This is a genomic window from Devosia chinhatensis, from assembly GCF_000969445.1.
Taxonomy (GTDB): Bacteria; Pseudomonadota; Alphaproteobacteria; order Rhizobiales; family Devosiaceae; genus Devosia; species Devosia chinhatensis.
This window is the reverse complement of record NZ_JZEY01000054.1, coordinates 1,391,796-1,410,534: the sequence shown is the minus strand read 5'-3', so window position 1 is coordinate 1,410,534 and position 18,739 is coordinate 1,391,796. Positions and strand designations below refer to the sequence as shown.

Sequence of the window (18,739 nt, the reverse complement as noted above, 5' to 3'; positions counted from 1 at the left end):
TAGGATTTGAGTGGGCATCAACTGTCGTCACGAGTCGAAGCACCTGTTTTGTGGAGTTCCCATGCGTCTTTCGAGATATTTCCTGCCGGTGCTGCGCGATGTGCCCAAGGAAGCCGAGATCGTTTCGCATCGGCTTATGCTGCGCGCTGGCATGATCCGCCAGCAGGCTTCGGGCCTCTATTCGTGGCTGCCCATCGGCTACAAGGTGCTGATGAAGGTGCAGAAGATCATCGAGCAGGAGCAGAACCGCGCCGGCGCGGTGCAGCTGCTGATGCCGACGATCCAGTCTGCAGACCTTTGGCGCGAGTCTGGCCGGTATGAGGCCTATGGCAAAGAGATGCTGCGCATCGAGGATCGGCACGAGCGCGAATTCCTCTATGGTCCGACCAATGAGGAGATGATTACCGATATCTTTCGGACCTATGTGAAGTCCTATAAGGACCTGCCGCTCAACCTCTATCATATCCAATGGAAGTTCCGCGACGAGGTGCGCCCGCGCTTCGGCACCATGCGCAGCCGCGAGTTCCTGATGAAGGATGCCTATTCCTTCGATCTCGATGAAGCCGCGGCCGTGAAGGCCTTCCAGCGCATGTTCGTGGCCTATCTTCGCACTTTCAAGCGCATGGGCCTGGTCGGCGTACCAATGCGTGCTGATACCGGCCCGATCGGTGGCAACCTGTCCTACGAATTCCACGTGCTGGCGGATACAGGCGAGAGCGAGGTTTTCCTGGACAAGGACCTGCTCGACAAACCCGTTCCCGGCGCCGACACCGATTTCTTCGGCGACCTTGAGCCGATTTTTAGGGATTGGACTTCGCTCTTTGCCGCTACCGACGAGATGACGACCGAAGAGGCCTTCCGCGAGGCCGTGCCGGCCGACAACCAGCTCAAGGCGCGCGGCATCGAAGTTGGCCACATCTTCTACTTCGGAACGAAGTATTCCGAGCCGATGAAGGCCAATGTCACCGGTGCCGACGGCAAGGATACGCCCGTCCATATGGGCTCCTACGGCATCGGGCCGACGCGCGTAGTTCCCGCGATCATCGAGGCTAGCCATGATGAGAACGGCATTGTCTGGCCCGTTCCGGTTGCCCCATTCGAAGCGGTGCTGATCAATCTCAAAGCGGGTGATGCCGACACCGACGCTGCTTGTGACGCGCTTTACGAGCAGCTGTCCGGCGCCGGTCTCGACATGCTGTACGACGATCGAGACCAGCCCGCCGGCAGCAAGTTTGCGACGGCCGATCTTGTCGGCATTCCTTATCAACTGATCGTGGGGCCGCGTGGCCTTAAATCGGGCGAAGTCGAGATCAAGCATCGCAAAACCGGAGAGCGCGAAACGTTGCCGCTTTCGGGGGCCGTCGAGCGCCTCAGGAGCCTGATAGAACCTCAGCGGATGACCGACATTTGACCCTTAGCACGCAAGACGCCCCGGCGAGCCGGACACGACCTTTCGCCCGGTTCGAGTGGATGATCGCCGGACGCTATCTACGCGCCCGGCGCAAAGAGGCCTTCATTTCCGTCATTGCCAGCCTGACCATGGTTGGTGTGGCAATCGGCGTAGCAACGCTGATCGTCGTGATGTCGGTAATGAATGGCTTTCGTGGCGAATTGCTGGACAAAATTCTTGGTCTCAATGGGCACTTCACTGCCTATCCGATCGAAAGCCAGTTCACCGATTACAAGGAAACGGTCGCGGCGCTCGAGGAGGTGGATGGTGTCCGTTTTGCGGTCTATTTCGTCGAGGGCCAGGTGCTGGCCTCAGGGCAGGGCAGTTCGTCCGGCGTGACTGTGCGTGGGATGGATGAAGAGAACCTGCGTAAGCTGACCTTGCTGTATAATGGTGCAGAGCAGGGCGGGTTCGACCAGTGGGACCAGAGCCGTGGTGTTGCGATCGGTTATCGGCTAGCCCAGACCCTGGGTGTGGGGATCGGCGATCAAGTTCAAATCATCAATCCCGAAGGCACGATGACGCCCTTTGGATCGACGCCGCAGATCCGTTCGTATCCCGTCAATGCCATCTTCAACTTGGGCATGGTCGAGTTCGACTCGTACTTCATGTACATGCCGCTCGAGCCGGCGCAGGATTATTTCAAGCTCGTGGACGAGGTTCTCAAGCCCGGTATGGGGCCGCTCGATCCGCTTGCGACAGACGCGGAAATCGACGCCGCCTATCAGCGCATTCCGCGGGCATCGGCGGCGGAAATTTTTATTACCGATCCCGATGCAGTCGGGGTGATGCGCGAGCGCCTGCAAGCCGCATCGGGCGTACGTCCTCTGATCCTGACCTCCTGGCAGGAACGCAACCAGACTTTCTTCTCGGCCCTTCAGGTCGAGCGGGTCGTGATGTTCACCATCCTGTCCATGATCATCCTTGTCGCCGCGTTCAACATCATTTCCAGCCTCATCATGCTCGTGAAAGACAAGAGCGCCGATATCGCCGTCTTGCGTACCATGGGCGCGACACGCGGCTCGATCATGCGGATTTTCTCGATCACCGGAACGGCGATTGGGGTCATCGGCACCTTAGTAGGCTTCGTGCTGGGGCTCATCATCGCCTCTAATGCGGAAGCCATCCGCGCTTCGATCTCGAATTTCCTCGGCGTCACGCTGTTTCCGCCCGAGGTGTTCTTTCTCTCGTCACTCCCTAGCCGTGTTGATGCGGTGGAAGTGACCGTTGTAGTGTCAATGGCTCTGGGTCTGAGTTTCCTGGCAACGCTTTATCCGGCGTGGCGCGCTGCCCAATATGATCCGGTAGAGGCCCTGCGCTATGAATAAGCCCCATCTCCGCCTGGCAGGCGTACATCGTCATTACGGCGAAGGCGAACGGATGGTTCGCGTTCTCGAGGCTGCCGACCTGACGGTAGAAAGTGGCGAGATGGTCGCGCTTGTGGCGCCGTCCGGCGCCGGCAAGTCCACGCTCTTGCATCTTTGTGGTTTGCTGGAATCGCCCCAATCGGGCGAGATCGAGATTGTCGGCCAGCCGACCAGTAAGCTCAACGATCGGGGGCGGACCCAATTGCGGCGCTCGACTGTCGGCTATGTCTATCAGTTCCATCACCTGCTGCCGGAATTTACCGCACTCGAAAACGTTGTGATGCCGCAACTGATCGCGGGCAAGGACGGCAAGCAGGCCGAACTTCGGGCGTTGGAATTGCTTGACCTCCTGGGCGTTGCCTCCAGGGCTGCCCACAGGCCGGCCGAGTTATCCGGCGGCGAGCAGCAACGTATCGCCATTGCCCGCGCCGCGGCCAATCATCCGCGGGTCATCCTCGCCGACGAGCCGACCGGCAATCTCGATCCCGAGACCAGCGACCGCGTCTTCGAGGCTCTGAAGGCTCTTATCCGCAATGAAGGCGCTGCAGCTCTGATCGCTACCCACAATTATGACCTTGCCAGGCGTGCCGATCGCATCGTGACGATCAAGGGTGGTCTTGTGGTACCGCACACGCTCTGACCAAAGTCGTTCCGCACGCTCATTGATCGCGGCATTGAACACGCACGCCCCGATGACCATTCGGGAAGCTTCCCGATGCAAAGGGCATACGTAAGGCTGCAAGGTCTTGCGAAAAATTCCGGCTGCGCGCTGAAAGTTTTGAACCACAAGCAAGAGAAGCGTCTTTGCCCAAGGCGTGGCGGCGGTCACAACACCCTTGATAGGGTGAGGCCGCACCAGTCATTGCCCGCAATGTTGTGCGGTGCGAGTCCTAATGCGGCAGAGACTTTTCCTAACGCTTTCCTAACCAATTAACCTCCGTCCCCGGTTTCACCAATGTTCCCAGGTGGACAGGAACAAACAAGGAACATATAAGAACAATACAGAAACAAAGGAGACAGAGATGCTCGATTTTGCCAAGGACTTCGCCGCTTTCGTGACCTTGGGTGTCTTCACCTTCGGTTCGCTGACCTGGATGGACATCCTGACCAAGCTGATGTGATCGGTTGTGGATTGAACGCTCTGTGGTTTGACCTGAGGGAGTGGGTACCACAGAGTCGGAGCAGGAGATGCTCATGCACGGCCCCGGCTTTATTCACCTTCACGTCCATTCTGCATTTTCCCTTCTAGAGGGAGCTCTTCAACTCGAAGCCATATTGAAGATGGCCGCCGAGGATGAGCAGCCTGCCTTGGGCATTGCCGATACAAACAATCTGTTCGGGGCGCTTGAGTTTTCCGAGAAGGCGACCAAGAAGGGCATTCAGCCGCTGATCGGCGTTGAAATCCCTGTTGATTTTGCCGCACACGAAGAGCGCCTGAGTGAACGCGGGCATATGGCGTGGACGGGCAAGTCCAGCATCGTGCTGATGGCGCAGTCCGAGCACGGTTTCTCAAACCTGTCGCAACTTGTGTCCCGCGCTTATCTCGAAAGCGAGGACGGACTGGCCCGTGTCAATCTCGACTGGATGAGCCGTGACAGCCTGAGCGGCATCATTTGTTTGTCCGGCGGACCGGAGGGCGCTATCGACATGCCCTTTGCCCAAGGGCAGGATGCCAATGCCCTGCGACGGCTCGACAGGCTTGCCGAGATCTTCGGAGACCGCTTCTATATCGAACTGCAGCGGCATGGCCGGCCAATGGAAGCAGCCGTAGAACCGCGGCTCGTGGATTATGCTTATCGCAAAGGCATTCCGCTGGTCGCGACCAACGAGCCATTCTTCAAGAGCGCTGCCCAGTTCGAGGCGCATGATGCACTCCTCGCCATCGCTGGCGGTTCCGTGCTCGCCCAGACAGAACGCCGCAAGTTGGGCGACCAGTACTATTTCAAGTCTCGCGCCGAAATGGTGGCGCTTTTCTCGGACCTGCCCGAAGCCCTCGATTCCACTATCGAGATTGCCCAGCGCATCGCCTACCGACCACGGACGCGTGGGCCGATCCTGCCCAAATTCGCGGCCGGATCGCACGCAACGGAAGACGAGGTCGTGGCAGCGGAAGGCGCAGAATTGCGCCGGATCGCCACAGAAGGACTCGACAAGCGGCTTCAAGTAACCGGTATTGCGCCGGGCAAGACGGAAGCCGAATACCGTGAACGGCTCGACTTCGAGCTTAACATCATCGAGAAGATGAAGTTCCCCGGTTACTTCCTTATCGTTGCCGACTTCATCCAGTGGGCAAAGGCGCATGATATTCCCGTAGGTCCAGGTCGCGGCTCTGGTGCCGGCTCGCTTGTGGCCTATGCAACGACGATCACTGACCTCGACCCTCTTCGGTACAATCTGCTGTTCGAGCGATTTCTCAATCCCGAACGCGTATCGATGCCCGACTTCGACATCGACTTCTGCCAGGACCGGCGCGAAGAGGTCATCGACTATGTTCAGGACAAGTATGGGTCCAGCCAGGTCGCGCAGATCATCACCTTCGGAACGTTGCAGGCCCGCGCCGTCCTCCGCGACGTGGGACGTGTCCTGCAGATGCCGTATGGCCAGGTGGATCGCATCTGTAAGCTCGTGCCCGCCAACCCGGCCGATCCCTGGTCGGTTGAGCGGACGCTCAAGGAAGTGCCGCAGTTCAAGCAGATGGTGGACGAGGACGAGACCGTCGCTCAACTGGTCGAGATCGCCCAGGCGCTCGAGGGACTGTTCCGCCATGCCTCGACCCACGCCGCGGGCATCGTGATCGGGGATCGGCCCCTTCAGGAATTGCTGCCGCTCTATCGCGATCCGCGCTCCGATATGCCGGTGACGCAGTACAATCTCAAATGGGTCGAGCCGGCCGGCCTCGTCAAATTCGATTTCCTCGGCCTCAAGACGCTGACCACGATCCGCTATGCCGTGGACATGGTGAAGAACAGGGGCATTGCACTCGATATCGACGCGATCCCGATCGACGATGCGGCCACCTACAAGCTCTACGCGCGTGGCGACACCTACGGCATCTTCCAGTTTGAATCTGCGGGCATGCGCCGGGCCTTGATGGAGCTCAAGCCCGACCGTATCGAAGACCTTATCGCCATGAATGCTCTCTATCGGCCGGGCCCGATGGACAACATCCCGAGCTTCATCAATCGCAAGCACGGCACCGAGGACGTGAGCTATCCTCACCCTGCCTTGTCGACCGTGCTCGACGAAACCTATGGCATCATCGTCTATCAGGAGCAGGTGATGCAGATTGCCCAACTCCTGTCGGGCTATTCGCTCGGCGAGGCCGACATGCTGCGACGCGCCATGGGTAAGAAGATCAAGGCGGAGATGGACAACCAGCGCATCCGCTTCCGAGAAGGATCAGGCCCCAACGGCGTGAGCGAGGCGCTGGCCGACGAAATCTTCGATCTTCTGGCCAAGTTCGCCAATTACGGCTTCAACAAGAGCCACGCGGCCGCCTATGCCTGGGTTTCCTACCAGACCGCTTATCTCAAGGAGCATTTCCCGCACGAGTTCTATGCGGCGTCCATGACGCTCGACATGGCGCAGACGGACAAGCTGTCCGACTTCCGGCGCGAGGCCGGCAAGAAAAAAATCGAGGTCGTGCCGCCCTGCGTCAACCGCTCGGAAGTCGTTTTTTCCGTCAAGGAAGACCGCATTCATTATGGTCTTTCGGCGGTCAAGGGTGTCGGTCGAGCGATGGCGGAGCATATCGTCGAGGTGCGCGGCGATGTGCCATTCAAGGATCTGGGTGACTTCGCGCGGCGGGTGGATCCGCGCGTGCTGAATAAGCGTACGCTCGAGACCCTCGTCAATGCAGGCGCTTTTGACGCGCTGGCGCCGCGTCGGGAAGTGGCGTTTGCGGCCGTGGAATCGGTGATCGCCACGGCGCAATCGCTAACGGCAGATCGGTCCAGCGGACAGGTGTCCATGTTCGATAGCGTCGAAGAAGAGCCGTTCCGCCTGCCGACGGGCGTGGCGGTCTGGAACTCTACCGAGCGCGCCGATCGGGAATTGTCAGCAATCGGCTTCCATCTGTCGGCACATCCGCTCGATGCCTATGCCGACATGTTCGAAAAGCTGCGAGTGCAGCGGTGGAGCGATTTCGAGAGGGCGGTGAAGGACGGCGCCGGGGCAGGGCGATTGGCCGGAACCATTTCTTCTCGAAACGACCGGCGCACCCGCAAGGGCACGCCCATGATGATCCTGACCCTGTCCGATCAAAGCGGGACGTTCGAATGCATCGCCTTTTCCGAGCAGATCAATGAATTCGGCTCGATTCTGCAGCCGGGCAATTCGGTCATTCTGCAAGTTGGAGCCGACGAGCGGGCGGAGGGCATCAGCCTGCGCTTGATCTCTGCAGAACCCATAGAGGGAATGGCGGAACGCGTGGACCGGCAATTGACGATCTTCATGGCCGACGCCAAGGCGCTGGGGCCGACGACTGCACAATTGAAACGCGGCGGCAACGGGAAGGTCAATTTTGTCGTCATCCGCGACGGGGGGGCGCGTGAATATGAAATCGAGCTTCCCGGCAAATATGCCGTCACGGCCGAGGTCGCCGGAGGGATCAAGGCGCTGGACGGGGTTACGGATGTGCGCTTCGCGTAAAGCGCAGGAGAGGCGAGCCTGAGCCCTTCCTCTCCCGCTTTGGGGCTTTCACCCTTGGCCCCGCGTCGCGGCGCGGGTCCATGAATTGAAAACCGGCGGCCACCGTATCGGTTGCTTGAAGTGTTCGTGAAGAGGTCAGCAGGTAGCGGCCACGGGGCAATTCGCTTGCGCACCCGGCAATGATGGCCTATATGGCGCACGCGTTCGGCGTGGTGCTGGACGTGATCACACACACGAAACGGGCTTTCGCATCAGCGAAATCCATCCGGTGGCGGGTTTCCGTCGCAAGGTTTCGTGGAGGCATCAACCGGTAAAGGAGCAGCCCATCATGGCACTGCCAGAATTCTCCATGCGTCAGCTTCTGGAAGCTGGCGTTCACTTCGGTCATCAGAAGCATCGCTGGAACCCGAAGATGGAACGCTATATTTTCGGCGTTCGCAACGATATCCATATTCTTGACCTGTCCCAGACCGTGCCGGCTCTCAGCCGTGCGCTGCAGCTGGTCAGCGACACCGTCGCCGATGGCGGCCGCGTGCTGTTCGTCGGCACCAAGCGCCAGGCCGCACCGCTGGTGGCTGACGCCGCCAAGCAGTCTGCACAGTACTATGTGAACTCGCGTTGGCTCGGCGGCACGCTGACCAACTGGCAGACCATTTCCAATTCCATCGCCCGCCTGCGCGAGCTGGAATCGATGAGCGAAGCCGATCTGGCTCTGCGCACGAAGAAGGAACGCCTGATGATGTCGCGCGAGCAGGAGCGTCTCGAGCGCGACCTGGGCGGCATCAAGGACATGGGCAACCTGCCGAACCTGCTGTTCGTGATCGACACCAACAAGGAAGCCAACGCAATCAAGGAAGCCCGTCGCCTGGGTATTCCGGTGGTGGCAATCGTCGATACCAATTGCGATCCTGACACCGTCGACTACGCCATCCCGGGCAACGACGACGCCAGCCGTGCTCTCGAGCTCTATGTGTCGCTGATCTCGCGCGCTGCCATCGACGGCATCGGCCGCTCGTCGAGCGCTCTCGGCGCCGATATCGGTTCGTCGTCCGAAGCTCCGGCCGAAGATCTGCCGGCTGAAGGCGAAGCTGCCGTCAACTAATCGTCGTTTCGACGTGATTTGCGTGGGAAAGGCGGGCTCCGCCTTTCCCAAAAGCATTTAGGGCCCGGCATTCGGGCTGATTTTTCGAACAATTTCCCCTCCGAGGAGGGGCCGCCAAGAGGTGAACCCATGGAAATCACTGCTGCAATGGTCAAGCAGCTCCGCGACTCGACCGGCGTCGGGATGATGGACTGCAAGAAGGCCCTTGCCGAAACCAATGGCGACATGGAAGCAGCGGTCGACTGGCTGCGCACCCGTGGCCTGGCAAAGGCTGCCAAGAAGGCCGATCGCGTCGCCGCCGAGGGTCTGGTCGGTGTCGCAACTGCCGGTACCAAGGCCGCTGTGGTCGAAGTCAATTCCGAGACCGACTTCGTTGCCCGCAACGAGCAGTTCCAGAACATCGTCGGCAACATTGCCAAGCTGGCGCTCGACGCCGATGGCGATGCCGTCAAGCTCGGCGAAATGCCGTTTCCCGGCAGCGGCCATTCCGTTTCTGCGGAACTCACCGAAGCCATCGCCAAGATCGGCGAGAACATGAACCTGCGTCGCACCCAGACCGTCGAAGTGACCGACGGTGTGGTCGAGAGCTACATCCACAATGCCGTTAAGCCGGGTCTTGGCAAGATTGGTATCCTGGTGGCTCTCGAGTCCACCGGTGACAAGGCTGCCCTCTCCGCGCTGGGTAAGCAGCTGGCCATGCACATTGCTGCCGCTCAGCCGCAGGCAATTGCACCCGAAGAGCTGGATCAGGACGTTGTCGCGCGTGAGCGCGCCATCATTCTCGAGCAGGTCAAGGAAAGCGGCAAGCCGGCCGATATCGCCGAGAAGATGGTCGATGGCCGTATGCGCAAGTACTTCGAGGAAGTCACGCTGCTCAGCCAGGTCTTCGTCATCGATGGCGAGACCAAGGTTGCAGACGCCATCAAGAACGCCGAGAAGGATGCCGGCGCTCCGATCAAGCTGACCAAGTTCGTTCGTTACGCGCTCGGCGAAGGCATCGAGAAGGTCGAGTCGGACTTCGCCGCCGAAGTGGCTGCAACGGCCGGCGTGAAGTAAGACTGACAGCATTTCCGGGCGCGCCTTTGTGGCGGGCCCGGATCTCTCCGGTGCGCCCGTATCCGGATCGAGTTATCAATATCTCATTCAATGCATGCGCAAGTTCGCCTTCTTTTGAAGGACGTTTTGCCATAGGGTCTGCCCGGTCCCCGGGAATCGGCGGCCATCACTCCAGTTCGAGGTCCGTCCATGTCTTCTGCCTGTAAGCGCATATTGCTCAAAGTTTCGGGCGAAGCGTTGGCGGGAGACAATTCCTTCGGTATCGAGCCTCCGTTCCTGCAGGGCGTTGCGGCACAGATTGCCGATGTGGCGAGAGGCGGCACACAGGTCGCCATTGTCGTCGGCGGCGGCAATATCTTTCGCGGCATGGCAGGCGCTGCCGATGGCACCGATCGGGTCACTGCAGATCTCATGGGCATGCTTGGCACCATGATCAATGCGCTAGCCCTGAGCAACGCGATTTCGCGCCAGGGCATCAAGTCCAAGCCGTTCAGCGCCGCGACAATGCCATCGGTGGCAGACACGTTCACCGCGCGCGACGCCAAGCTGGCCCTCGAAGAGGGTTTTGTGGTCGTTCTGGGCGGGGGCACAGGCAATCCCTTTTTTACCACCGATACGGCGGCCACTTTGCGTGCCATCGAGCTGGAATGCGATGTGGTGCTCAAGGGGACCAAGGTCGATGGCGTCTATTCCGCGGATCCGATGAAGGACCCCAGTGCGACACGCTACTCGCAGATCAGCTATGACGAGGTGATCGGCCAGAACCTCAAGGTCATGGATACCGCGGCATTCGCACTTGCCCGTGACAATTCCATGCCGATAATCGTGTATGCTTTGGACGATGCGGCCGGCCTTGCCGGCGTGTTGGAAGGGAGAGGCCGCTCAACGCGCGTGGGCAAGCCCGTCGACGACAAGTAAATTGGGTCTCGCCGGCGCATTGCCGGACGCGACATGTTAAGCTGACGACCGGGGGCACACCCGGCGCCTCCAGCGACTGGAAGGACTATGGCAATGGCCAGCTACGATCTGAAGGACCTCAAGACGCGCATGCAGAAATCGATCGCCTCGCTCAAGGACGAGCTGGGTGGTCTGCGCACCGGGCGCGCGAGCGCCAGCCTGCTCGAGCCAGTGACTGTCGATGCCTATGGATCACGCATGCCGCTCAACCAGGTGGCCACCGTGACCGTGCCCGAGCCGCGCATGCTTTCCGTGCAGGTCTGGGACCGCGGCATGGCGAATGCCGTGGAGAAGGCCATCCGCGACAGTGGGCTGGGGCTCAACCCGATGGGCGAAGGCCAGGTGATCCGGGTTCCGCTGCCGGAGCTCAACGAGCAGCGCCGCAAGGAACTGGCCAAGGTTGCCCATACCTATGCCGAACAGGCACGTGTCGCCGTGCGCCATATTCGTCGTGACGGCATGGACGCCTTGAAAAAGGCGGAGAAGGACGGCGACATGAGCCAGGATGACGCAAAGAAGCAGTCCGAGCTCGTGCAGAAGGCTACCGATGACGCCGTCTCCGAGATCGACACCATCGTGGCGACCAAGGAACAGGAGATCATGCAGGTCTGATTGACCCGCTGGTCTCGCGCCGGGAGGGCGTCGATGGCAGGGGAACCCGCCGCGCATTTGACATCGCAGACAGGGCCGGGGTTACGTATTCCGGTCCATCTGGGCGTTATCATGGACGGCAATGGGCGCTGGGCGAAGCTGCGTGGCAAGCGCCGGACGGAAGGGCATGTCGAGGGCGTCAAGTCGCTTCGTGGGCTTGTCGAGCATTGCATCTCCTATGGCGTGTCCTACCTGACCGTCTTCAGTTTTTCCTCCGAGAACTGGGCGCGCCCGGCCGAGGAAGTCTCGTTCATCTTCAATCTGCTGCGCCGGTTCGTCGCGTCTGACCTTCAGCGGCTGATCCGCAACAACGTCAAGGTGCGCATTATCGGCACGCGGGAAGGGCTGGAACCGTCCCTGGTTCGGCTGATCGACGACGTGGAAGCCAAGACCGCGCACAATTCGGGCCTCACGCTGGTTGTGGCTTTCAATTACGGATCCAAGGCCGAAATTGTCGCCGCTGCCCGGCATCTGGCCCGTGAAGTCGCCGCGGGTCGTCTCCACCCTGATCAGGTCGACGAGGATCGCCTGGCCTCATCCCTGTTCACCGCCGGCGTGCCTGACCCCGATCTCATCATCCGCACCAGCGGCGAGCAGCGGCTTTCCAATTTCCTGCTTTGGCAGGCAGCCTATGCAGAGCTCGTCTTTGTCGAGGAGAACTGGCCGGATTTCAACGAGGCCAGTTTCGTTCGTGTTCTCGAGGCTTATACGCTGCGCGACCGGCGTTTCGGTGGAATAGGAGCGTAACGGCATTGACGACACCCGGGGGGCCACTTCCTGATCCGACGCCGCCCGGCCGCCGTTCGTGGTCCGATATCGGGCCGCGCCTTGCCTCGGCATTTGTGCTTGTCGCCCTTACGACCACGGCGCTTTACATCGGAAGCTATCTCTTTGCGGCCGTGGTGGGCGCAGTCTATGGCGGTGCGTATCGGGAATGGGAAGCGATGGTCTCTCGCGCTCCCATAACGCCGCTTGGCATGGTGCTCGTCGGACTGGTGGCGCTGTCCGGTTTGATATTTCCTTTGCTTGGCGCTGTCTGGTCTCTGGTCGTAATCGGTATTGCCTGTCTCGTCGCCCTTGCCATGGGGCGGGAGGGGTTTGCATGGCGGGCAGGCGGGCTTGTCTTGTTTGGACTGCTCATTGTTTCTGCGTTGACCATGCGTGGCGAGGGATCGATCGGCATCTGGGCCGGCGTTTACCTGGGAACAGTGGTTTGGATGACCGATTCCGCGGCTTTCTTCACAGGGCGGCAGATCGGCGGTGAGAAGCTTGCGCCGGAAATTTCTCCGTCCAAGACCTGGTCCGGCGCCCTGGGAGGGCTCGCGCTCGGGACTGGTGCGGGATTGCTTGTCTGGGTGCTCGTGACCGATTCACCGATCTGGATCGGACTGATCCTGTCTGCGTCAATCAGCATACTGGGCCAATCGGGCGATCTGGCCGAGAGTGCCATCAAGCGCCATTTCCGCATCAAGGACAGCGGGGACATCATCCCCGGTCACGGTGGGCTCATGGATCGCTTGGACAGCCTCACATTCGGCGTGTTCTTCATCGTCATAGTGGGCGGGCTGCATGCGGGTTTCGGCGCCGTGGCAAAAGGACTGCTCTACTGGTAGCGCCGAGCCGCCTCGTTCAGGAAGCATCATGTTGGATTTCGTCTTCTGGCTCCTCTCCTACGTCGTTCCGTTTCTCGCAGTCTTGACCATCATCGTGTTCGTTCACGAGATGGGCCATTACCTGGTCGCTCGGTGGAACGGCGTGGCGATCCAGACCTTCTCGGTCGGCTTCGGACGGGAGCTGATCGGATGGAATGACCGACACGGCACGCGCTGGCGGCTGTCTGCCGTTCCTCTGGGAGGCTATGTGCGCTTCGTTGGGGATATGAACGCTGCCAGCATTCCAGATCCGGAGGCGAACGCGAACGTCGATCCCGCCCTCGCGCCGCGGCTTTTCGTCAACAAGTCGGTTTGGCAGCGTATTGCGATCGTCGCCGCCGGACCCATCGCGAACGTGCTGCTGACCTTTCTCGTTCTCTACGCGCTGCTTCTCGGTTATGGGCGTTATACGATCCCGCCGGTGATTGGAGAGGTCGTGTCCGGCTCTGTGGCGGAATCGGCAGGGTTCGTACCAGGCGACAGGATCACGGCCGTCGACGGTTATGCCGTGCATGGTTTCGAAGATTTCCAGCGCTACGTGGCAACGAGCCCGGAGCGTCAGGTCGTGGTGGAACTGTTGCGGGACGATCAAGCGGTGACGCTGTCGCTGGTTCCCGAGGCGGTACAGGTCGAAGATCGGTTCGGCAATAATCAGCGGATTGGCCGAATCGGGGTGGCCCGCAGCGTCGAGGAAACCGACGTGACGCTCTATAGACCCGGTCCGGTTGAAGCCATCGGCATGACCGTCGAGGAGATCCGTTTCATCATCCAGCGCACGGCGGCGTTCATCGGCGACTTTTTCGTCGGACGCGGCGATGTCGAGCAATTGGGCGGGCCGGTGAAGGTGGCCAAGGTATCCGGCGAGGTAGCAACGCTCGGCATCGTGGCGCTTATCAACCTGATGGCCTTGCTGTCGCTCAATATCGGTATCTTCAACCTCCTGCCCATACCGATGCTCGATGGCGGACATCTGATGTACTACATCGCCGAGGCCATTCGGGGACGGCCCCTCAGCATGCGCGTGCAGGAGATCGGCTTTCGTTTCGGGTTTGCACTGGTGATGGCGCTGATGGTATTCACCCTGTTCAACGACACCATATTCGCGCACTTCGGAATTTTGCGCTAACCCCTTGTTAACCTTGGTTTGCAAGGTGTTGCACGAATACAAGGGCGCCAATGAATTGCTAACCGCGTGACGACAGGCCGCTTGTTCCTGGTTAAAAAAACAGTAAAACACTTCAATGGAGTTAGCTTGGGGGAGCGCTGTGCATGGCGATTCTCCGGGCCGGTGCAGAAGGCAATAACAATATGATCCACCCCACCAAGCTGATGCGCGGCGCGGTTTCCGCGATCGCCATTCTCGGGGCCGCGCCCATGGCAGCCGGTCTTCCCGTTCTTGGCGTGACGGCTGCGCAGGCTCAGGAGCAATTGGTTGCGGCGGTGCTTTTCGAGGGCAACCGGCGATTCCCTGATTCTCAGTTGCTGGCGATGGTCGATATCTCGACCAGCGGCATCTTTACACAGCAGCGGCTGGCCGCGGATATCGAGAGTATCCGCCAGGCTTATGATCGTGATGGCTTCATGTCCGTCTCGGTTACTGCAAGGACCGAACAGACCAGCGATGGTCGGGTGCGGGTCATCTTCACCGTGAACGAAGGTGATCGCGCCGGTATCGCCGCGATCAACTTCACCGGCAACAATTCTATCGGCGCCAATAATCTCAAAGGGGCGATGCTCACCAAGGAGACCGGCATTCTCAGCTGGCTGGTGCGCGACGATACCTATGACGAACAGAAGATGGCCGTCGATCGCGAGCGGATCCGTCTGTACTACGCCAATCGGGGTTACCCGGACGCGCAGGTGAATTCCGTTGCCGAGTACGATGCGTCGCGCAACGCCTATTTCGTGAACGTCACCGTGAACGAAGGTCAGCGCTACAATATCGGCAATGTCGGCATCGAAACCAGCATCAACGGGCTCAACACCGATGTGCTGCGTGGCACTGTCCGCACGGGGCAGGGTGCGACCTATTCCGCCGCCGATCTGCAGCGCAGCATCGAGGATATGGCTTACGAGGCCACTACGCAGGGTTATTCCTTCGCCGACGTTCGTGCCCGCCTCGATCGCGATGTTGCGACCAACACCTTCAATGTGACCTATCTGGTCGACGAGGGTGCGCGGGTCTATGTCGAGCGCATCAACATCACCGGCAACGTCAAGACGCGCGATTTCGTCATCCGTCGTGAGCTGGCCTTTGCCGAAGGCGACCCGTTCAACCGCTCTATGGTCATTCGTGGCCGCACGTCCATCGAAGCGCTCGACTTCTTCTCGCGCGTCGATATTTCGACGGCTCCGGGTTCGTCCGCGGACAAGATCGTGCTCAACATCAACGTCACCGAGAAGTCGACGGGTGAGTATGGCGCGACCGCCGGCTATTCCACGCAGGATGGCATCCTGGGCGAGCTCTCGCTCACGGAGCGGAACTTCCTGGGTCGCGGCCAGTATCTGCGGGCTGCCGTTGGCGCCTCGCAGTCAGGCCGTACCTTCGACTTCTCGTTCACCGAGCCCAAGTTCATGGGCCTCAATGTTTCGGCCGGCATCGATGCTTATCGTCGCATTTACGACGAGACCGCAGCCAGCTTCTACGGCTCGGAAGTGACCGGTGGCCAGGTGCGCTTTGGCGTTCCGCTGACCAGCGCGCTGACCGCCAGCGTGTTCGGCGGCTACGAGCATCGGGTCATCCGCGATGGCGATGCCACCAAGAACCCGCCGTTGCCGACCGATTCCAGCCTCGTGACCAACGGGCAGGAATTCCAGAAAGCCTTTACCGGGTACACGATGACCTGGAACGGCGTGGATGATGTGCGCAATCCGACCGAAGGTCTTTATGCGACCTTCAGCCAGCAATACATCAACCTGAACTACAGCAACACCACCGACCACCTGCTCAAGACCGAGGCTCGTGCCCGTTACTTCGTGCCGATCCTGCAGGATAGCGGCATCGTGGGTAGCGTTCGTGGCCAGGCCGGCGTGATCAACAATCTCGGCGGTGGCGGTGTCCATGTCGTCGAGGCCTTCTCGCCAGGCTCGCAGCTGGTGCGTGGCTTCCAGGGTCGCGGGTTCGGTCCGCGCCTGGGGACGGGTGAATATCTCGGAACGACGATGTTTGCCGGTATTTCCGGCGAAATCGAGTTCCCGATCCCTGGCCTGCCTGAGAATTATGGGCTGTCGGGTGCGGTGTTCGCGGATGCGGCCTGGATCGGCGATGCCAGCGACATCATCAGCAGTGGCGGCCTGAACGGTACCAATGCGGTTGCAGGCAGCAATGACGAGCCATGGCGCGCCTCGGTTGGTGCATCCCTGATCTGGGATTCGCCGTTCGGACCTCTGCGTGGCGACTTCGCCCACGTTCTGAACAAGTCGACCGACGACCGGACGCAGGTGTTCCAGTTCACCATCTCCACCTTGCTGTAAGCCCAGCCGTGTGAGACGTTTTCGAGCCGCGGGGCGGTAGCACCGCGGCTCGCTTTTTTTGAGTAGCTCATGGTCGATACTCGTTTTCACCGCTTCGCGGGGCCTGTCGCCATAGGCGCGCTTTTCCATCAGATCGGGCTGGGTGAGCAGGTCGGCTCCCTGGCCGATCCGGAACGGTTGGTGACCGGTGCAGATGAGCTTGAGCGCGCCGAGCCTGGCGACATCGCATTGGCCGCACAGTCCAGTTACGCGGACGATCTCCGCAGGACGTCAGCCGGCATCGTCCTGGTTTCTGCAGCGCTGAAGGAAAAGGTGCCGGCTGCAAGCTCGGCAATCGTGCTTGACCGGCCGCATGAGGCTTTCGCCTCCATCCTGCAGGCACTTTACCCAGACAGTACCCGCAACACGATTGCCGGTGTCCGCGAGGATCTCGGTGCTCCCTTTTACGAACGGGACGTGACGCTGGGCACCAATGTGGTGATCGGTGCCGGCGTCGAGATCGGCCGGGGAACAATCATCGGAGCCAATACCGTCATCGGGCCGGGGGTCACCATTGGTCGAAACTGCATCATTGCAGCCAATTGCACCATTGAATGCGCCCATTTGGGCAATGATGTCGTGATCCATTCTGGCGTCCGCATCGGGACGGAAGGTTTCGGCTGGCTGGATCTTGGGCGGTCCAACCGGAAGATTCCACAATTGGGGCGCGTCATCGTGCAGGACCGGGTCGAAATCGGCGCGAACAGCACGATAGATCGCGGAGCGCTGGGCGACACTGTGCTCGGTGACGGGACCAAGATCGATAACCTGGTTCAGATCGGGCACAATTGCCGCATCGGCCGCAATTGCCTGATCGCCGCCATGACGGGTTTGGCGGGGTCAACCATTGTCGGTGACGGTGTGCTGATGGGCGGCAATGTCGGCACCTCCGGTCACCTGACCATCGGCGCGGGATCAGTGGTCAACGGCCGCGCGGCCGTGACCAAGGACTGGCCCCCGGGCTCCAAGCTTGCCGGTGCGCCGGCGCAGGATATAAGAGATTTCTGGCGTGAACTCGCCGTTTTGCGCAAACTGTCCAAGGGGGAGAAGCGGGGATGAACGAGACCGTCGCCAGCGCCACAGAACTCGACGCCATGAGCATTGGCGAAATCCTGGAGGCGCTGCCGCACCGCTATCCATTCCTGATGATCGACCGGATCGTCGAGATCAATGGCGACGAATCGGCAGTCGGCATCAAGAACGTCACGTATAACGAGCCGATCTTCCTCGGACATTTTCCCGGCAACCCGATCTTTCCCGGTGTACTGATCATCGAAGGCATGGCGCAGACCGCCGGTGCGATCGTGATCAAGCACGATGCCAATGTCGGCGGCAAGAAGATCGTGTTGATGCTCGGTGTCGACAATGCCCGTTTCCGCAAACCAGCCGGGCCCGGCGACACGATTGAGTTCCATATCGCCAAGATGCATCGCCGTCGCAATGTCGGTCGCTACAAGGCCGAAGCCAAGGTCAATGGCGCGGTGATCGCCGAGGCGGAAATCACCGCCATGATCGTGAGTGCCGATCAGTGACAGCTGCCGTAATTCACCCGTCCGCCATCGTCGCCGACGGCGCACGGTTGGGATCGGGGGTTAAGATCGGACCCTATAGCATGGTCGGTCCGCGTGTCGTGCTCGGCGATGATGTCGAGTTGGTGTCCCACGCCGTAATCGATGGGAACACGACTATCGGAACGGGAACGCGTATCTTTCCATTCGCATCCATTGGACACGAGCCACAGGACCTCAAGTTTCACGGCGAGGATTCCCGGCTGGAGATCGGCGAGCGCTGCACGATCCGCGAGGCGGTGACCATCAATCCCGGTACTGAAGGTGGCGGGATGCTGACCCGCATCGGCAATGATTGTCTGATCATGGCCAATGCGCATGTCGCCCATGACGCGATCATCGGCAACAATGTCATCATGGCCAATTATGTCGGTATTGCCGGGCATGTCCATGTCGGCGACAACGTGATTTTCGGTGGCACGTGCGTGATCCACCAGTTCACGCGCATTGGCTCCCATGCCTTTGTCGGTGCGCAGTCCATGGTCGATGGCGACGTCATCCCCTATGGGATGGCCGTAGGCAACCGCGCCGCACTGACCGGCCTGAACCTCGTGGGTCTTAAGCGCCGCAAGTTCGATCGCGAAGCCATTCACCGTTTGCGGGCCGCTTACCGGCAGATTTTTGCCAGCGAAGGCACGCTGATCGAACGCGTCGAGGATGCTGCCGAGCTGTTCGAGCACGATCAGCTGGTGCAGGATGTCGTCGCCTTTATCCGCGACGCAAAGGACCGGCCCATCCTGTCCCCCCGCCATTCCAACGAAGGCGAATAAGGC

At 60.3% G+C, this 18,739-nt stretch carries 15 protein-coding genes; all 15 read left to right on the top strand.

Annotated features, from left to right (window positions below; genetic code table 11):
* Nucleotides 1–61 precede the first annotated feature (61 nt).
* The 15 genes from proS (at nucleotide 62) to lpxA (ending at nucleotide 18,736) form a co-directional block, all read left to right on the top strand.
* Complete coding sequence (proS, locus tag VE26_RS06745) at nucleotides 62–1,411, top strand: proline--tRNA ligase (RefSeq protein ID WP_046104278.1); 1,350 nt, start codon at nucleotides 62–64, stop codon at nucleotides 1,409–1,411.
* Between the two features lie 59 nt (nucleotides 1,412–1,470).
* On the top strand, nucleotides 1,471–2,778 hold the full coding sequence (locus VE26_RS06740; protein ID WP_046104277.1) for an ABC transporter permease: 1,308 nt from the start codon (nucleotides 1,471–1,473) through the stop codon (nucleotides 2,776–2,778).
* A complete protein-coding gene (locus VE26_RS06735; RefSeq protein ID WP_046104276.1) occupies nucleotides 2,771–3,457 on the top strand; it encodes an ABC transporter ATP-binding protein in 687 nt (228 codons plus the stop codon). The genes VE26_RS06740 and VE26_RS06735 overlap by 8 nt, the downstream gene beginning before the upstream one ends.
* Before the next feature lie 554 nt (nucleotides 3,458–4,011).
* Nucleotides 4,012–7,467 carry a DNA polymerase III subunit alpha gene (dnaE, locus tag VE26_RS06730; RefSeq protein WP_046104275.1) on the top strand — a complete coding sequence of 1,152 codons (3,456 nt, stop codon included), beginning with the start codon at nucleotides 4,012–4,014 and terminating at the stop codon, nucleotides 7,465–7,467.
* Nucleotides 7,468–7,795: 328 nt separating this feature from the next.
* Nucleotides 7,796–8,569, top strand: a complete 774-nt coding sequence (gene rpsB / locus VE26_RS06725; protein WP_046104274.1) for a 30S ribosomal protein S2 — start codon at nucleotides 7,796–7,798, stop codon at nucleotides 8,567–8,569.
* A 129-nt stretch (nucleotides 8,570–8,698) separates the two neighbouring features.
* Nucleotides 8,699–9,625, top strand: a complete 927-nt coding sequence (gene tsf, locus VE26_RS06720; protein ID WP_046104273.1) for a translation elongation factor Ts — start codon at nucleotides 8,699–8,701, stop codon at nucleotides 9,623–9,625.
* Between the two features lie 189 nt (nucleotides 9,626–9,814).
* Complete coding sequence (pyrH, locus tag VE26_RS06715; RefSeq protein ID WP_046104272.1) at nucleotides 9,815–10,543, top strand: UMP kinase; 729 nt, start codon at nucleotides 9,815–9,817, stop codon at nucleotides 10,541–10,543.
* 93 nt (nucleotides 10,544–10,636) lie between these two features.
* Nucleotides 10,637–11,194, top strand: a complete 558-nt coding sequence (gene frr / locus VE26_RS06710; protein WP_046104271.1) for a ribosome recycling factor — start codon at nucleotides 10,637–10,639, stop codon at nucleotides 11,192–11,194.
* Between the two features lie 33 nt (nucleotides 11,195–11,227).
* Nucleotides 11,228–11,980 carry an isoprenyl transferase gene (locus VE26_RS06705; protein WP_046104270.1) on the top strand — a complete coding sequence of 251 codons (753 nt, stop codon included), beginning with the start codon at nucleotides 11,228–11,230 and terminating at the stop codon, nucleotides 11,978–11,980.
* 5 nt (nucleotides 11,981–11,985) lie between these two features.
* Complete coding sequence (locus VE26_RS06700; RefSeq protein WP_160297815.1) at nucleotides 11,986–12,846, top strand: phosphatidate cytidylyltransferase; 861 nt, start codon at nucleotides 11,986–11,988, stop codon at nucleotides 12,844–12,846.
* A complete protein-coding gene (gene rseP / locus VE26_RS06695) occupies nucleotides 12,803–14,011 on the top strand; it encodes an RIP metalloprotease RseP (RefSeq protein WP_342018398.1) in 1,209 nt (402 codons plus the stop codon). Before VE26_RS06700 ends, rseP begins: the two co-directional genes overlap by 44 nt.
* Before the next feature lie 143 nt (nucleotides 14,012–14,154).
* The gene (bamA, locus tag VE26_RS06690) at nucleotides 14,155–16,359 is read left to right on the top strand and encodes an outer membrane protein assembly factor BamA (protein ID WP_052715727.1); all 2,205 of its coding nucleotides are present in this window, start codon (nucleotides 14,155–14,157) and stop codon (nucleotides 16,357–16,359) included.
* 69 nt (nucleotides 16,360–16,428) lie between these two features.
* Complete coding sequence (gene lpxD / locus VE26_RS06685; RefSeq protein WP_046104268.1) at nucleotides 16,429–17,457, top strand: UDP-3-O-(3-hydroxymyristoyl)glucosamine N-acyltransferase; 1,029 nt, start codon at nucleotides 16,429–16,431, stop codon at nucleotides 17,455–17,457.
* Nucleotides 17,454–17,930, top strand: a complete 477-nt coding sequence (gene fabZ / locus VE26_RS06680) for a 3-hydroxyacyl-ACP dehydratase FabZ (protein WP_046104267.1) — start codon at nucleotides 17,454–17,456, stop codon at nucleotides 17,928–17,930. The genes lpxD and fabZ overlap by 4 nt, the downstream gene beginning before the upstream one ends.
* Nucleotides 17,927–18,736 (top strand): acyl-ACP--UDP-N-acetylglucosamine O-acyltransferase, encoded by an 810-nt coding sequence (gene lpxA, locus VE26_RS06675; RefSeq protein ID WP_046104266.1) that lies wholly within the window; start codon nucleotides 17,927–17,929, stop codon nucleotides 18,734–18,736. Before fabZ ends, lpxA begins: the two co-directional genes overlap by 4 nt.
* Nucleotides 18,737–18,739: the final 3 nt, after the last annotated feature.

Excerpts from the sequence above, each read along its gene's own strand:
- fabZ (WP_046104267.1), top strand. The coding sequence starts at position 17,454 with ATGAACGAGACCGTCGCCAGCGCCACAGAACTCGACGCCATGAGCATT.
- proS (WP_046104278.1), top strand. The coding sequence starts at position 62 with ATGCGTCTTTCGAGATATTTCCTGCCGGTGCTGCGCGATGTGCCCAAG.
- tsf (WP_046104273.1), top strand. The coding sequence starts at position 8,699 with ATGGAAATCACTGCTGCAATGGTCAAGCAGCTCCGCGACTCGACCGGC.
- VE26_RS06740 (WP_046104277.1), top strand. The coding sequence starts at position 1,471 with ATGATCGCCGGACGCTATCTACGCGCCCGGCGCAAAGAGGCCTTCATT.
- rseP (WP_342018398.1), top strand. The coding sequence starts at position 12,803 with ATGCGGGTTTCGGCGCCGTGGCAAAAGGACTGCTCTACTGGTAGCGCC.
- rpsB (WP_046104274.1), top strand. The coding sequence starts at position 7,796 with ATGGCACTGCCAGAATTCTCCATGCGTCAGCTTCTGGAAGCTGGCGTT.
- VE26_RS06705 (WP_046104270.1), top strand. The coding sequence starts at position 11,228 with ATGGCAGGGGAACCCGCCGCGCATTTGACATCGCAGACAGGGCCGGGG.
- lpxD (WP_046104268.1), top strand. The coding sequence starts at position 16,429 with ATGGTCGATACTCGTTTTCACCGCTTCGCGGGGCCTGTCGCCATAGGC.
- dnaE (WP_046104275.1), top strand. The coding sequence starts at position 4,012 with ATGCACGGCCCCGGCTTTATTCACCTTCACGTCCATTCTGCATTTTCC.
- pyrH (WP_046104272.1), top strand. The coding sequence starts at position 9,815 with ATGTCTTCTGCCTGTAAGCGCATATTGCTCAAAGTTTCGGGCGAAGCG.
- bamA (WP_052715727.1), top strand. The coding sequence starts at position 14,155 with ATGGCGATTCTCCGGGCCGGTGCAGAAGGCAATAACAATATGATCCAC.
- frr (WP_046104271.1), top strand. The coding sequence starts at position 10,637 with ATGGCCAGCTACGATCTGAAGGACCTCAAGACGCGCATGCAGAAATCG.
- VE26_RS06735 (WP_046104276.1), top strand. The coding sequence starts at position 2,771 with ATGAATAAGCCCCATCTCCGCCTGGCAGGCGTACATCGTCATTACGGC.